13 protein-coding genes are annotated in these 15967 nt (G+C 46.7%); 9 read left to right on the top strand and 4 right to left on the bottom strand.

The window, feature by feature from the left end; all coding sequences use genetic code 11:
• Nucleotides 1–38: 38 nt before the first annotated feature.
• From trpB to AKJ31_RS07150, 6 genes are all read left to right on the top strand, one after another.
• Nucleotides 39–1229: a tryptophan synthase subunit beta gene (gene trpB, locus AKJ31_RS07175; RefSeq protein WP_053408423.1), complete on the top strand. Its 1191-nt coding sequence runs from the start codon at nt 39–41 to the stop codon at nt 1227–1229.
• A complete protein-coding gene (gene trpA / locus AKJ31_RS07170) occupies nt 1229–2035 on the top strand; it encodes a tryptophan synthase subunit alpha (protein WP_053408422.1) in 807 nt (268 codons plus the stop codon). Before trpB ends, trpA begins: the two co-directional genes overlap by 1 nt.
• Nucleotides 2036–2493: 458 nt before the next feature.
• Nucleotides 2494–3750 (top strand): dicarboxylate/amino acid:cation symporter, encoded by a 1257-nt coding sequence (locus AKJ31_RS07165; protein WP_053408421.1) that lies wholly within the window; start codon nt 2494–2496, stop codon nt 3748–3750.
• Nucleotides 3751–3931: 181 nt separating this feature from the next.
• Nucleotides 3932–4612, top strand: a complete 681-nt coding sequence (locus AKJ31_RS07160; RefSeq protein WP_053408420.1) for a CDP-alcohol phosphatidyltransferase family protein — start codon at nt 3932–3934, stop codon at nt 4610–4612.
• Nucleotides 4605–5537 (top strand): phosphatidate cytidylyltransferase, encoded by a 933-nt coding sequence (locus AKJ31_RS07155; protein WP_053408419.1) that lies wholly within the window; start codon nt 4605–4607, stop codon nt 5535–5537. Before AKJ31_RS07160 ends, AKJ31_RS07155 begins: the two co-directional genes overlap by 8 nt.
• A gap of 9 nt (nt 5538–5546) precedes the next feature.
• Nucleotides 5547–6191 (top strand): lysophospholipid acyltransferase family protein, encoded by a 645-nt coding sequence (locus AKJ31_RS07150; protein ID WP_053408418.1) that lies wholly within the window; start codon nt 5547–5549, stop codon nt 6189–6191.
• Between the two features lie 55 nt (nt 6192–6246).
• Here the strand turns inward: AKJ31_RS07150 and AKJ31_RS07145 are convergent, their stop codons facing one another.
• From AKJ31_RS07145 to AKJ31_RS07135, 3 genes are all read right to left on the bottom strand, one after another.
• Nucleotides 6247–6744, bottom strand: a complete 498-nt coding sequence (locus AKJ31_RS07145) for a porin family protein (protein WP_053408417.1) — start codon at nt 6742–6744, stop codon at nt 6247–6249.
• 101 nt (nt 6745–6845) lie between these two features.
• Nucleotides 6846–10781: an ATP-dependent RNA helicase HrpA gene (gene hrpA / locus AKJ31_RS07140; RefSeq protein ID WP_053408416.1), complete on the bottom strand. Its 3936-nt coding sequence runs from the start codon at nt 10779–10781 to the stop codon at nt 6846–6848.
• A gap of 120 nt (nt 10782–10901) precedes the next feature.
• Nucleotides 10902–12191: a MipA/OmpV family protein gene (locus AKJ31_RS07135; RefSeq protein ID WP_245639034.1), complete on the bottom strand. Its 1290-nt coding sequence runs from the start codon at nt 12189–12191 to the stop codon at nt 10902–10904.
• A 148-nt stretch (nt 12192–12339) separates the two neighbouring features.
• Here AKJ31_RS07135 and AKJ31_RS07130 point away from each other — a divergent pair, with 148 nt between their 5' ends.
• The 3 genes from AKJ31_RS07130 to AKJ31_RS07120 all read left to right on the top strand — a co-directional run bounded on the left by AKJ31_RS07130 (nt 12340) and on the right by AKJ31_RS07120 (nt 15317).
• Nucleotides 12340–12705, top strand: a complete 366-nt coding sequence (locus AKJ31_RS07130) for a VC1380 family protein (protein ID WP_053408414.1) — start codon at nt 12340–12342, stop codon at nt 12703–12705.
• Nucleotides 12706–12708: 3 nt separating this feature from the next.
• The gene (locus tag AKJ31_RS07125) at nt 12709–14613 is read left to right on the top strand and encodes a metallophosphoesterase family protein (RefSeq protein WP_053408413.1); all 1905 of its coding nucleotides are present in this window, start codon (nt 12709–12711) and stop codon (nt 14611–14613) included.
• Nucleotides 14614–14864: 251 nt separating this feature from the next.
• A complete protein-coding gene (locus AKJ31_RS07120; protein WP_053408412.1) occupies nt 14865–15317 on the top strand; it encodes a tellurite resistance TerB family protein in 453 nt (150 codons plus the stop codon).
• Nucleotides 15318–15392: 75 nt separating this feature from the next.
• Here AKJ31_RS07120 and AKJ31_RS07115 read toward each other — a convergent pair whose 3' ends face one another.
• Nucleotides 15393–15923, bottom strand: coding sequence for a 3'-5' exonuclease (locus tag AKJ31_RS07115; protein ID WP_053408411.1), 531 nt, complete (start codon nt 15921–15923; stop codon nt 15393–15395).
• Between the last annotated feature and the right edge of the window lie 44 nt (nt 15924–15967).

Raw genomic sequence — 15967 nt, 5'->3', positions numbered from 1 at the left:
TGAATCTTCATACCAAAACAGATTAAAGGAATGTAAACATGGCAAAACTAGATGCCTATTTTGGTGAATACGGTGGTCAGTACGTACCGCAGATCTTAGTTCCGGCTTTAGAGCAGCTAGAACAAGCGTTTATCGACGCACAAGCTGACCCAGAGTTTCGTAGCGAGTTTATGGGTCTGCTACAAGAGTACGCAGGTCGCCCTACAGCGCTAACACTGACGCGTAACCTGACAAAAGGCACTAAAACCAAACTGTACCTAAAACGTGAAGACCTACTTCACGGTGGTGCGCACAAAACTAACCAGGTTCTTGGTCAAGCTTTGCTGGCAAAACGCATGGGCAAAAATGAAATCATTGCGGAAACAGGCGCAGGCCAACACGGCGTAGCAACGGCACTGGCTTGTGCCCTGCTCGGTTTGAAATGTCGTGTGTACATGGGCGCAAAAGACGTTGAACGTCAAAGCCCGAACGTGTTCCGCATGAAACTGATGGGCGCTGAAGTTATCCCAGTGCACTCAGGTTCTGCGACGCTTAAAGATGCGTGTAATGAAGCGCTGCGTGACTGGTCAGGTAGCTACGAGGAAGCGCACTACCTACTAGGCACGGCTGCTGGCCCTCACCCATTCCCAACGATTGTCCGTGAGTTCCAACGTATGATCGGTGAAGAGACCAAGAATCAAATCCTAGCTCGTGAAGGTCGTCTACCTGATGCGGTTATCGCTTGTGTCGGCGGTGGTTCAAACGCAATCGGCATGTTTGCAGATTTCATCGAAGAAGAATCCGTTCGTTTGATTGGTGTTGAACCTGCAGGTAAAGGTATCGACACCGACCAACACGGTGCGCCACTTAAACACGGTAAAACCGGTATCTTCTTTGGTATGAAAGCACCATTGATGCAAGATGAGAATGGTCAAGTTGAAGAGTCTTACTCCGTTTCTGCTGGCCTTGATTTCCCGTCAGTCGGTCCACAGCACGCTCACCTCAATGCCATCGGTCGCGCTGAATATGACAACGTCACCGATGACGAAGCATTAGACGCTTTCCAAGAACTGGCTCGCAGTGAAGGGATCATTCCTGCTTTGGAATCCTCTCATGCATTGGCGCACGCTCTACGTATGGCGCGTGAAAACCCTGAGAAAGAACAATTACTAGTAGTGAACCTATCGGGTCGTGGTGATAAAGACATCTTTACCGTACACGCCATCTTAGAAGAAAAAGGAGTGATCTAATGAGTCGTTATGAAGCTATGTTTGAGCGCCTAAATGAAGCAAAACAAGGCGCGTTCGTACCGTTCGTAACGGTTTGCGATCCTAACCCTGAGCAATCGCTAAAGATTATGGAAACCTTGGTTTCCGCTGGTGCCGATGCGCTTGAACTAGGCATTCCGTTTTCTGACCCATTAGCAGACGGCCCGACCATTCAAGGTGCAAACATCCGTGCACTAGATTCAGGTGCAACACCAGATATCTGTTTTGAGCTTATTGCGAAGATCCGTGCTAATAATCCAGATTTACCGATCGGTCTATTGATGTACGCTAACTTAGTGTACGCACGTGGTGTCGATAACTTTTATCAGCGCTGCGCTCAAGCGGGTATCGATTCAGTGCTTATTGCTGATGTCCCGACTAACGAAAGTGGCGAGTTTGTCGCGGCAGCAAAAAAACATGGTATTGAGCCTATTTTCATCGCTCCGCCAACCGCGTCTGATGACACTCTTCGCTCTGTCGCAGAGCTTGGTGGTGGTTACACTTACCTACTTTCTCGTGCAGGTGTGACTGGCGCAGAAACAAAAGCCAACATGCCAGTAGGAGACATGTTAACTAAACTCAATCAATTTGATGCCCCACCATCGCTACTAGGGTTTGGTATTTCTGAGCCGCAGCAAGTACAGGAGGCAATTCAATCAGGTGCGGCTGGCGCAATCTCAGGTTCTGCAGTTGTGAAGATCATTGAGAATCACGTCGAACAACCCGAGCAGATGCTAGAAAAACTGTCTGAGTTTGTCGCTGCAATGAAAGCCGCAACAGGCAAGTAAAACACTCAAGCAAATAAATCAATGCCTAAGCGCCCAATAGGATATTTCTGTTGGGCGCTTTTCTTTTACCCAACATTCGCAGCTCTTAAACTCCTTGAATAAATAACGACCCACCCAATACATCAAAACTCAATGGAACGCATACTCCACTGCATGCTCAATAATTCATCTCACTTGAACAAATTGTTAACATTAACCAGTTTTTCACAAACTCAAACTCATCCATTTCAATCGTGTTATTGCTCGCAAATCATTAGCAAAACAAATAGCAATCGTTTGCTATCGTACAAAAAGTTAGCACCTGTCAATGAATCATCGATTTATTTATCAATAACGCTCGTACTGATATTGCCAATTGTAAAAATTACGTGTACAAAGCAAGACGAAATTATCATCCGAATTCGAGTTTTTGTTCAGTTGGTAATTCTGGAAATTTAAATTTTATTAGCACAGAGGTTATGGAAGTGTTACAAAATAAGAGTTTACTAAGCAACATTGGCGTACAAGTCGTTATTGCTATGATCGCGGGTACTGCCGTTGGTGCCTTCATGGGTCACAGCGCATCGATGTTTGCACCGTTAGGCGCAATTTTTATCAACCTAATTAAAATGCTGGTTATCCCTTTGGTTGCAGTAGCACTGATTTCCGGTGCAGCTGGCCTAGGTAACAGTCAATCAGCAGGTAAAGTTGGTCTAACAACACTAGGCTACTTCGGCCTAACTTCTGCTCTAGCGGTAGCACTAGCGCTATTGATGGGCGAAGTATTCCAACCGGGCACAGGCATCGACGTTTCTGGCGTTGAAGGCATGTTCTCATCTGAGTACGCTTCAAAAGGTGAACTACCAAGTTTCTGGGCGACCATCACTGGTATGATCCCAACCAACGTTTTCCAATCACTGAACGAAGCAAACATCCTACAGATCCTAGTATTCTGTATGTTCTTTGGTATTGCGATTTCTAAGCAAGCGAAAGAGCGTCGTGAACCAATCATCAACGGCGTAAACTGCATCGTTGACGCAATGGTTTGGATGATCAACAAAGTAATGATCATCGCACCAATCGGCGTATTTGGTCTGATGGCAGAAGCAGTTGGTACATTCGGATTTGGCGCGCTAATGGTAGTGTTTAAGCTATTCGTTGTTTACGTTGCCGCTATTCTTATCTTCGGTTTTGTAGTTTACCCACTGATGGTGCACGTATTCACTAAAACCTCTGCGAAGAAATTCCTAACCGCGATGAAGAAGCCACAAGCAGTTGCACTGTCTACCGCATCTTCAATGGCGACTCTTCCTGTCACTATGGATACGTGTGAGAAAGAACTGGGCGTGAGAAACTCTACTGCGTCTTTTGTTCTGCCTCTAGGCGCGACAATCAACATGTCTGGTAACGCGATTTACTACGGTTTGGTCGCAATCTTCTTTGCACAACTATTCAACATCGACCTAGGCATGGGCGCGTACATCGCTATTATCGTGACTTCGACTCTGGGCGCGGTTGGCCAAGCGGGTGTTCCTGGTCCTTCTTTCCTAGTGGTAGCAGTACTACTAGCGGCTGGTATTCCAATCGAAGGTCTGCCATTGCTGTTCGCACTTGACCGTATCTTCGATATGATTCGTACAGCGCTAAACATCACTGGTGATGCAGCATGTGCGGTAATCGTCGACTCTTTGATTGAAGAAGAAGCGCAAGCTGCACCAGTAAAGCAAGAAGCATAATTTCCTGCGAATATTTTTAATAACAGAGCCACTTTTACAGTGGCTCTGTTTTTATTTCGCTTTCGTAAAACTACTTGCCTTCCAGATCCGATACAACTCACTGATTTTCTGATCCTTCGTCGTTACCTTTTGATATGCAATGCTTATAATAGCTGCAGACTTAGAATGGAGCCGTCACGTCATGGAACAGAATGAAGAAGCAAATCGCCGCCCACTGGCAGTCAGAAACCTTTCCCTCACCAAACGAATTGCCGTCTGGATTTGTGATAAAAATATCACGCCTAACCAGATCTCGTTGCTCAGCATCGTATTTGCTGCGCTCGCCTTGTTATTTGGTGCGCTGTATTTCAACTACTCCAGCACGATTTGGCTGCTACTCTTCCCTGTTGCAATTCAGATGCGTCTGCTGTGTAACTTGTTTGACGGCATGGTCGCGGTAGAAGGAGGCAAACAGTCCGCGGCTGGTGAACTGTTTAACGACGCCCCTGACAGACTCGCCGACCTATTGATTATCTTAGGCGCGAGCTTTATCGCATTGAATCCATACGCTATTCACTTAGCTTGGCTAACGGCTGTTTTGGCTGTGTTTACTGCCTATATCCGCGTGCTGGGCGTCAGCATGGGCTGCGCCGCTGACTTCCGTGGTCCGATGGCGAAACAACATCGCATGGCACTACTTACCTTTACCAGTTTGATCATGTTCTTCGACCAGTTCTTTGGCTTTATCAAACTAGAATCGGTGAACCTGATGGATATCGCGCTCGTGATTATGGCGCTTGGTTGTGTCGTGACTTGTTGGCGCAGACTGGTTCATATTTATCAGCTCAAAAATGGCGCACTCGCGGAGAAAGCTAATGACTAGTGTTCCGGCTCACTCTCTGCATATGATGGCGACCATTACCTTGGTGCTTATTATAGGCACGCTGACGTATCTGTTTCTTTCACGTAAAAATCCGGACAAAGATTACCACGAGCTAAAACTACGTATTCGTTCATGGTGGTGGATGATTGGGATTGTTTTCGTCGTGCTCGCTTTGCCGTTGCAATATACGTTGGTTTTTGTAGCCTTTCTTAGCTTTATGGCGCTCAAGGAGTTCCTCTCTATCGTGCCGACGCGCATGGCAGACCGCAGGGTTATCTTCTGGGCGTACCTGTCGATCCCATTCCACTACTACTGGCTTTCCATCGGCTGGTACGGCATGTACATCATCTTCATCCCAGTTTACATGTTCCTGTACTTACCTATGGTGGCGGTGCTGATTGGTGATACCAAAGGCTTTATTCGTTCCGCGGGCATCATTCATTGGGCGCTGATGTTGACAGTATTCTGCGTCAGTCATATGGCGTATTTGCTGGTGTTACCAAGTAAAAACCCAGATGCGGGTTCGATGGGCATGTTGCTGTTTTTGTTGGTGTTCACTCAGTTTAATGACGTGTGCCAATACGTATGGGGCAAGAGCTTTGGCAAACACAAAATCGTGCCGAAAGTCAGTCCTAATAAAACATGGGAAGGGTTCATCGGCGGTGCAACAACGGTTATCGTTGCCAGCTATTTCTTCGCTCCTTATCTCACGCCATTAACATCGCTTGAAGGTATTGTCGCGGGAATGATCATCGCATTTAGTGGTTTTATTGGTGACTTGGTTATTTCATCGGTTAAACGTGACCTTAAGATCAAAGACACCAGCCAGTTTATTCCCGGACATGGTGGTATTCTCGACCGTATCGATAGCCTGATGTTCACTGCACCACTGTTTTTCCACTATATCTATTACCTTTACTATTAAGAGGACAAAATGAAGTTACTTAAGATTCTGTTTGTCCTATTTTTCGTAAAGCCATTAGTCTTTGTTGGCTTAGGACTGAATATCATCCATCGCCAACACCTACCAGAAACAGGACCTGTGGTAGTTGCCGCCAACCACAACAGCCATTTAGACACCTTGGTGTTACTCGCACTGTTCCCTATAAGCTTGGTGCATAAAGTGCGCCCCGTAGCGGCAGCGGATTACTTCCTCAAGACCAAACTGACGGCTTGGCTGTCGCTGAACGTATTGGGGATTATTCCGATTCGCCGCTCTCCATCGAAAAGCGAGCGAGACGCGATCTTCGATGAATGTCATCGCGCGTTAGACGAAGGTGATATTTTGATTATCTTTCCAGAAGGCAGTCGTGGTGAGCCTGAAGTTATGAGCGGTCTTAAAAAAGGTATTTACCATCTGACCAAAGAGCACTCTAACTGCCCTGTTGTTCCAGTGGTGATGCGAGGGTTAGGCCGTGCTTTGCCGAAAGGAACGGCAATGTTTGTTCCGTTTAATTGTGATGTCGTCCTCGGAGAGCCTATCAAGCAATTTGCTGACGCCGATGACTTCCTTTGCACCATGCAAAAGCAGTATGTCGAACTTGCCCAGCAGTGCATAGTGACCAATTACGAAGAGTAAAACCCACAAAAAAGCCCAGCAAATTGCTGGGCTTCTTCATTAACGACTTTTCACATTATAGGAAGTGGAAAGTTGCGTTTAGAGAGAAGTTCTCGATTTCGTCTTCTTCTAACGTGTATACGTTGTAGCTAGCACCTAAAGAGATTGGGCCCATCATAAAGTATTCAGCGCCTACACCGTACATAGTATTGATTTCTTCTTCTTTAAAGCCAGCGCTTTTATCTTCTAGCTTGTAAGAGTGAAGACCTGCTTTAGCGTAAACGTGCAGAGGACCGAAGTCGATGCTTGGCTTTGCAGCAAAGTAAACCGCTGAACCGTCAAGATCTAGCGTTTTGTTGTCGTATTTCGCATTATCAAACTCGCCAAAAGTCTGGTAACCCGCTTCTAAACCGATAAATGGAAGAATACCTGTACCCACGTGCACGTTGTATGAAGATGCTGATTCACCACCTAGGTCAGCTTGGCCGACACTCGCGCTACCATAAATCCATGAGTCCGCAGAAGCTGTTGCTGATGCGCCAATCAGAGCTAGCGCTAATAGTGTCTTTTTCATAATGAACCTTCTCTAGTTACTCGGCAGCAGCTTGTGCGGCAAATTGCTGCCTATCAAGTCAATTTACTTAATGATTATTTATAATAATGCAATTGTTATGCCTAACAGGATTCAATTGCGTTTTTAACTCGCTTGTCGGAGATTGGATATGGCGTACCCAACTGCTGAGCAAAGTAGCTCACGCGCAACTCTTCCAACATCCAACGAATCTCTTTGACGTTTTCCGGTACCGCAACGCCTTTTGGAATCTTATTCAACAGCTCTTTGTAGTCGTTAGCGACCGACTCAATCTTAAGCATGTGCAAACGATCTTTGTTCGGGTCGATAGGTAGTTTCTCCATTCGACGCTCAATCGCTTTCATGTAACGCAAAATATCCGGAAGACGCTTCCAACCACATTCGGTGGCAAAGCCTTTGAAGATAAGCCCTTCAATTTGCGCTTTGATGTCAGACAGGGCAAACGCCATGGTGAAATCGATTTTCCCTTTCAGCTTCTTATTGATGCTAAAAGCCGTCGTTAGGATCGTTTCTACTTGTTTTGCGATATCAACAACCGTATCACCTAATTCTGCGCGAACATGTTCTTTTAACGCTTCAAATTGATCTGGCTGCCAAACTAAACCGCCCTGCTCTTCGATCAGCTTATCGACTCCACAAGCGATACAATCGTCAATCAGGTCAAGCACCTTACCGTAAGGGTTAAAGTACAAGCCTAGTTTTGACTTGTTCGGTAAGTTGGCGTGCAAGTACTTAATCGGCGATGGCACATTAAGTAGAACCAGACGGCGCTGACCGGCTTTCATCGCCTGAAGCTGCTCTTGCTCGGTTTCGTAGAGCTTAATCTCAACGCTGTCTTTGCTATCGACAATCGCAGGAAACGCTTTTACATCGTAACCACCGCGCTTCTGTTGATAGACTTTTGGCAGTTCACCAAAGCTCCAAGTATGCAGCCCTTGTTGCTCGATATCGTCATCGGCGACTTTAGACAGAGTTTCCTGAACTTTATCTTTCAGGCTATCTTTTAGCTCGTGCAAATCACGGTGCTCTTTCAGCTTACGATTACGATGGTCTACCGCGCGGAACGTGACTTTTAGATGATCAGGTACCTGCTCAAGATTCCAATCTTCACGCAATACCTCGACACCCGTCATACGGCGCAGTTCTTTTTCTAACGCGTCAAGCAACGGCGCTTCCATCGGTGTCACGCGCGCTAAAAACGCATCCGCGTAGTTCGGCGCTGGAACAAAGTTTTTACGAATGGTCTTTGGCAACGACTTAATCAGGCTCACCACTAACTCGTGACGCAAACCTGGGATCTGCCAATCAAAGCCCGCTGGCTCAACCTGATTTAATATTGGCAGCGGCAAATGGACCGTTACGCCGTCATTATCTTCGCCAGGCTCAAACTGGTAGCTCAGCTTTAATTTAAGACCATTCTGGTGCCAGAAGTTAGGGTAATCCAAATCGGTGACATGGCTGGCATCGCCTTTAAACAGCATCTCCTTTTCAAAGTTAAGCAGCTCGCTGTTTTCTTTTGACGCTTTCTTCCACCATGTGTCGAAATGACGACCTGAAACCACTTCCGTACTAACGCGTTGGTCGTAGAACTCAAACAGCTCATCATCATCAACAAGGATATCGCGGCGACGAGACTTGTGTTCTAACTCTTCCACTTCTTGCAGCAGTTTACGGTTTTGCTTAAAGAACGCGTGTTTGGTTTCCCATTCACCTTCAACCAACGCACTGCGGATAAAAATCTCGCGGCTGACGGCTGGATCAATATTGCCATAGTTAACCAAACGCTTAGGCACGATCGGCACACCGTAAAGCATCACTTTCTCGTATGCCATGACTGCGGCGCGCTTTTTCGACCAATGCGGTTCGCTGTAGCTGCGTTTAATCAAATGCTTCGCTAGCGGTTCAATCCATTCAGGCTGAATCTTTGCGATAATACGCCCCCACAGCTTAGAGGTTTCCACCAGCTCCGCCGACATGATCCATTTCGGCTGCTTCTTAAACAAACCGGATGCTGGGAAGATGTGGAAACGAGCATTGCGCGCTCCTTGGTACTCGTTTTTCTCTTGGTCTTTGATACCAATATGAGAAAGCAAACCGACTAAAATTGCACTGTGTACACCCTGATAACTCGCAGGCTCATCATTGAGTTTGAAATCCATTTCACGCATTGACTGGTGAAGCTGGAAGTAAACGTCCTGCCACTCACGGATACGTAAGTAGTTGAGATACTCTTGCTTACACTGCTTGCGGAACTGGTTACCTGTCAGCGCTTTTTGCTGCTTCTGGATATAGTCCCACAGGTTTACAAATGTGAGGAAATCCGACTCTTCGTGGAAGAAACGACGGTGCTTGTCATCGGACGATTGTTTTTTGTCACTCGGACGCTCGCGCGGGTCTTGAATCGACAACGCCGAAGCAATGATCATCACTTCTTTCAGCGCACCGTACTTCGGCGCTTCAAGCACCATACGAGCTAAACGCGGGTCAATCGGTAAACGCGCCAGTTGACGACCGACGGCAGTCAGGCGCTTTTTCGGGTCTTTTGCGTTTTCATTAATCGCGCCCAGCTCTTCAAGCAAACGTACACCGTCTTGGATGTTGCGCTTATCTGGCGCTTCGACAAACGGGAACGCCTGAATATCGCCAAGACCAAGTGCCGTCATCTGCAAGATAACCGACGCTAGGTTGGTACGTAGGATCTCGGGATCGGTAAACTCAGGGCGTGATGCGAAATCTTCCTCAGAGTAGAGACGAATACAGATACCTTCTTCAACACGACCACAACGTCCTTTACGCTGGTTAGCACTGGCTTGCGAGATAGGCTCAATCGGCAATCGTTGTACTTTGGTTCGGTAGCTATAACGGCTGATACGCGCCGTACCTGGGTCGATAACGTACTTAATTCCCGGTACAGTCAACGAGGTTTCCGCGACGTTGGTTGCCAAAACAATGCGTCGACCCGCGTGTGGCTGGAAGATTTTGTTTTGCTCGCCCGCTGATAGGCGCGCGTATAGCGGAACGATCTCGGTACTTTTCAGATTGCGTTTCGACAGCGCATCCGCGGTATCACGAATCTCACGTTCACCGTTCATGAAAATCAGAATGTCGCCTAAGCCTTCATCGCAGAGCTCATCAACCGCTTCGAAGATACCTTCAAGCTGATCGCGGTCACTGTCGTCATCACCACTCAATGGACGGTAGCGCGTCTCAACCGGATAAGTTCGACCAGACACTTCAATGATTGGTGCGTCATTAAAATGTTGAGAAAAGCGTTCAGGGTCGATGGTCGCTGACGTGATGATCACTTTTAGATCGGGACGACGTGGCAGCAACTCTTTTAAGTAACCAAGAATAAAATCGATGTTCAGACTGCGCTCGTGCGCCTCATCGATAATGATGGTGTCGTATTGGTTCAGAAAACGGTCGTGTTGAATTTCCGCCAGCAAGATACCGTCGGTCATCAACTTGATTTGTGTATTCTCAGAGATTTGGTCGTTAAAGCGGACCTTATAACCGACAAACTCACCCAGCTTGGTTTCCATCTCTTCGGCGATACGGTTAGCGACCGAACGCGCCGCAAGACGACGCGGCTGAGTGTGACCAATCAGGCCAAATTTGCCACGGCCAAGCTCGGCGCAAATCTTCGGTAACTGGGTCGTTTTACCCGAGCCCGTTTCGCCCGCGACGATCACCACTTGGTTCTCTTCAATCGCTTTGGCAATGTCTGCTTTTTTCTGACTAACCGGAAGAATTTCTGGATATTCGATAGTTGGCTTAAAACTATCTCTTTGCTCCGCTTCCATCATAGATTTGGCGATATCCAACGCTATTTCGTCGTACACGGCATTACGCGAAGCTTCTTTTTTGATTTTACTTGCTCCGGAAATACGTTTGTTCAGACGAAAGCGGTCACGCAGCATGCATTGTTGCAAGGCTTTGCGTAACGAAGCGGGCGTGTTTGCCTGAACCTGTTGTTCAGTCGCCTTAGAATCTGTTCTTGGGGGCTGTGACGAGGTCAAAGCGTTTCCTATTCATTTGTATCGATAAAACTGCGCGGATTGTAACATAAGCTACGGGCACGATTTAAATAAAAACGCCCACAACCAAATAGCCGTGGGCGTTGTTTAACCAATGTGCGCTTAGAAGTGGTACTGAAGATAGAGCGTGTTGTAGTTACTGCCACCTTTGATGCGGCCAAACTGAGACGCTTTTTCAAAGATAGCGCTGCGATGATGGAGTGAATATCCCACCCACACATTCTTCAAGTCAGAGACATTTATCAAATCGCCGATGTTTACGTCTAGTGAAAAGTCGAGATAGTTCAGAAGGTTGCTTGGCGTATAGCCCTTCTCATCCATTTCCGTCTGCTCAATGTTGGTGATGCTGTCGACGTATGACACCCCTTCTGCGACACCGAATCGCCACTGCGTCGGCCAGTTAAAGGTGTAATAGGCCTTCATTGCCACCACGTACTCGGTTGAACTTGATTGAGAATCCGACGACCAATGATGCGCTACGCCCGGTGTAAGATAAATGTCTATCGGTAAGCCAAAAAGCTCGTCGGTTAACGGGTAACCATAAAAAACCGAGCTCATTTGGTTGTTTTCCGAATCGGTCTCACTTTGGAACTTAATGATTTCACCGATATTTGACGGCGTTGCCCAACCGTGGGCAAAACGTAGATAAGACTTATTAGCAATCTGACGCTTTCGCTCGGCGGTTTTATCGTTAAAGAAACCGAAACCAACAAACATTTCACCTTGATAACGGTCGTTCATCAGTGGTGAGTCGTAGGCGTTGTCATCAAAACGGGTAACGCTCGTCGAGCCGAGTAAGTAAAGATTCGACACCACGTGATAGCGCGCATCTACCCCAAGTTTCACGTCAACACCGGCACCAATGCGGTCACCAGTTCGGTCTGAAAACGCGTAATAAGCACTATTAAAATCCGCTTCTTTATAACGTAAAGTCAAATGCGGTCTTACGTTCCAACTGCCCTGTTCAAACTCACCGGCCACTTTAAAATTGCCGTGCAATCGGTACTCCGAGTCTGTCATCAACTCGGTGTCGACATGCCAGTTCTCGTCAAATTGATAACGAAGCTGTAAACCAAAATCTGAAGAGTCGCCTTCATTGGCGTTCTGTACATACGCTGGTAGGTCAACATATCGGAGTCTTGCGAGCGCGTTGAGTTGCCAAGTTTTGTCTTCGCTATCAAATAAGTGCAAGCCACCTTCTGTGCCGTCGAAAAACACGTATTGATTGTCAAAGAAAATCATCGGAACAAACGTACTGACCGTTTGGTCGCCGTCATCGGTATCGAACGGAATTGACGCAACGCGATACATTGCTGCAATTCCCCATTCCTGTTCATCTGAATCAAGCAACTCGGTTGCTGATGATTGAGATGCAAAGCAAGCAACGCACATCCCTACTACGAAGCGAGAAAAGTCCCACTGTTTTGTCATTTTTTGCTTCCAACAACTCAGTTTTTAACCAACTGAGCGTCTTAATACTTATGTTTCTTGGTACTAAGCCGTTAATATAAAAGCGTATGATCTACTAAAGCTGACGATTGTGAAAGCATCTGAATTAAAGAACTTACTGAATTCACTCAATATTGACACTGATCCTGAGGTAGTGTGCGGCGAATACTGGCTACCTGAACGATTGGTTAACGTGCAACAAGAAAACGACCTGCTGTTTCTTGAGTTTGACTCTGCGCCGGAGGAAAACCAAGGTGAAGAAGAAGGACGAGGCTTCGTCGAGCACGAAATAGAACTTATTCGTGAGCGCTTGATACAAATCCTAGAAGAAGGTTCAGATACAAACGCCAAAGCAGATGCTATGCTTGCACTTTTCTTAATGGCTCACGAGCGTTCTAGCTCAGAAGTCATCGAGTTACTTGAAAACCCTGAACTGATGGAAGAGCCAACTGATTAATCAATGACATCACAAACGATTCCTTTCCTCATCGCAGGCCCAATACTGCGTAAAACCACTTCAAATCAGCTGGTCTTTTGGCTCGTTACCCGCGAGCCAATCCAAGGCGCTTTCAAACTCTACCGACATCAACAACAGCAAGAAGTATTCAGTGCTGACCTAAGCCAATGCGAATCTATTCAAGTGGGTGAACATGCGGTGGTCACATTGGCGCATTTCGAGGGAGATTTCCCGCTGAATCAACCACTAGAGTACGAGTTTGAAACGCAACACGGCGCGATATCAACACTCTCTCCTGAGCTGTTGTATGAAAACGAAAAACGATTAACGATCGTCATTTCTGACAAAGCCGATTACGTGCTGCATGGTTCTTGCCGTAACCCACACCATTCCAGCGCAGACGCACTGGTTGCCGCCGACAAAAAGGTCGCACAACTGCCGTTTGAAAAGCGTCCGGATTTATTGATGATGAGTGGTGACCAAATCTACGCAGACCATGTAGCGGGCCCAACACTGGATGCCATTGATCAAGTGATTGACTTGCTCGGATTGGCTGGGGAATCGTTTCAAGATGCACCAATTGCAAACAGTGATGAACTGCGCGCGCATCCAGACTACATTTATGGACGCGATAAGATTTTGCCGCACTACGTCGACGATGGCCGACTGATCACTAAAATTATCCCTAAATGGAATGTGCCGATTTTCAGCTCCAAAGAGTGCGAAAACCACTTGATTACCTTCGCTGAGTTTTTTGCCATGTATCTGCTGACTTGGTCGCCTGTGTTGTGGAAACTGGTAAACTCAAGCCGTTTACTTGACCAAGGCTTCGAGTTCAACGGTAAGCAGATAGAACCGAATTGGCAGCAAGTCTGGCGTGAAGAGAAGCACAACCTAGACGGGTTTATTCAAGGCTTACCGAACAGCCAAAGGTTAAGTGCTCATATCCCGACCTATATGATTTTCGATGACCACGATGTCACCGATGACTGGAATCTGACGATCGGCTGGGAAAAAGCCGCCTATACTAACCTGTTTTCCAAACGCATTATTGGCAACGGATTGATCTCTTACTGGTTATGCCAAGGTTGGGGCAACGAACCAGAAAACTTTAACGATGAGTTCCTTGAGTTGGCGCGCGCCTATTTCTCGCAGCCAAACAGTGAGACTCAAGACGAGTTTATTCAATACCTGTATAGCTTTGAGAGGTGGCACTACACCATTCACACTTCGCCGAAAGTGGTGGTGCTCGATACCAGGACACGACGCTGGCGTTCAGAATCTCGCATGAACAAACCATCCGGCTTGATGGATTGGGAAGCATTGATCGAGTTCCAGCAAGAGCTCATGCATCAAGACAAAGTGATTGTTGTATCAGCCGCGCCGATTTTTGGCGTTAAGTTCATCGAAACCCTACAGCGGGCTATGACCAGCCTTGGTCACCCTTTGGTGGTGGATGCAGAAAACTGGATGGCGCATCCGGGCAGTGCCAATACCCTATTGAGTATCTTTACCCATACCAAAACCCCGACTAACTTTGTCATCCTCTCCGGTGATGTGCACTACTCCTTCGCTTACGACATTAAATTGCGTTTTCGTAAAAGTAGCCCAAACATCTACCAAATCACCTGTAGCGGTTTTAAGAATGGTTTTCCTGAGCCATTATTGGCGTTTTGTGACCATGCAGACCGCCTGCTCTATTCACCTCGCTCGCCTCTGAACTTCTTCACCAAGCGTAAACGTTTGAAGATCAAAAAGCGTGACCCGAACACACCCGGTACGCGTCGTTTGGTGAACACCAGTGCAATTGGCGAGCTAAAACTGGACAGCCAGGGAAAACCACAGCGCATTTCAATCCTGACTGCCGATGGGCAAGAAATCGACTTCCCGCCGATAAATGAAAAGTAATACCAATCACAGTAAGTAAATGGTCAGAAATAGCGTAGGAAAAATGCTTGAGAACAAGGCAAAATTTTTCGATAAGTAGTTATTCTACAATCAACTTACTTTAAACGAAAAGTTAACGCAGTTATCGAGTATTTTAACAAGCTAGAATGAACAGTTATTTACTACGATTGGTATAACTGTTGTGTAAAGCCACTTGTGATCTCAACCATTAATCACTATCTATAAAGATAAAGGCGTAAGAGATACACGATATGATCAATTCGATAACCAAACTATTTAAGCAACTGCTGGACGGCAATGATTTAGGCAAACAGCCTACCACAGACCCAAACTTAGCGATTGCTTGCCTATTGTCAGAAGTCGCAGGCGCAGACTACCAAGTTGACGAAGCGGAAACGAAAGCCAAATTTAGTCTGCTAGGTAAGTTACTTGGTCTCGACGAGGCAGCTGCACAAGGATTATTGAACCGCGCTCAAGTGGCTCGCAGTAATTCTGCATCGTTATACGAGTTTACCTCACAACTGAGAGAGCTGAGCCAGGAAACGCGTTTTGCATTGATTCAAGCGATGTGGGAAGTGGCCAATGCGGACGGAAAAATCGACCCGCTCGAAGATGCGGTGATCAGAAAGACGGCAGAATTGCTTTACGTCGACCACAGCGAGTTTATTCGCGCTAAATTATCAGTGACCAATCCTTCGTCTTGATACTTGGTACACCAACAACCAGATAGTAAAAAGGGAGCTTCAGCTCCCCTTTCTTTATGTTCAGTACGTTTTCATTTACAGCATGGTTAACGCGAGTTTTGCCAGATTGTAAGCGTCCACATATCCAGAATGCTGGCGTCCTTCCCATTCAATGCCTTTGGCTTCTTGAGCGGCTTTGTGGCCAATGCGCTTGTCTTTAAGACGGTTTTGCACTCGATAAAGCGTCGCCAGATTAATGAACTCTCTAAACGGCATCTCGATACCTTTTTGCTCGCACTCTTGTGCCAACACAATATCATCTCGCCCCCAAGACGCATAAATTTTGTTCGCGCCGCCAAAGTTTTTGATCATAGATTTGATCACTTCAGCCAACGGACGACCTTGTTTCTCGATTTTTCTTGGCGTGATTCCCGTTAATTGAGAACAGAAAAGCGAAACTTCATCTTGCTCTGGCTTAACGTAGTATTGCGCGCGTTTGACGATCTCGCCTTTGACTAAGTCGATTTCAGCCAAACCTACTTCGATGATTTCACCAGTGGTACCGACGCCGTTTTCATTCCAGCAACACATCTCTAGATCGAAGCAAACTATACGGTTATGGTTCATCACTCGCCTTTCTTTGTATTATTTCGAAGGGGCGGGATTCTACA

It is taken from the genome of Vibrio hepatarius (assembly GCF_001274785.1).
Taxonomy (GTDB): domain Bacteria; phylum Pseudomonadota; class Gammaproteobacteria; order Enterobacterales; family Vibrionaceae; genus Vibrio; species Vibrio hepatarius.
This window is presented reverse-complemented; position numbering and strand designations above follow the sequence as displayed.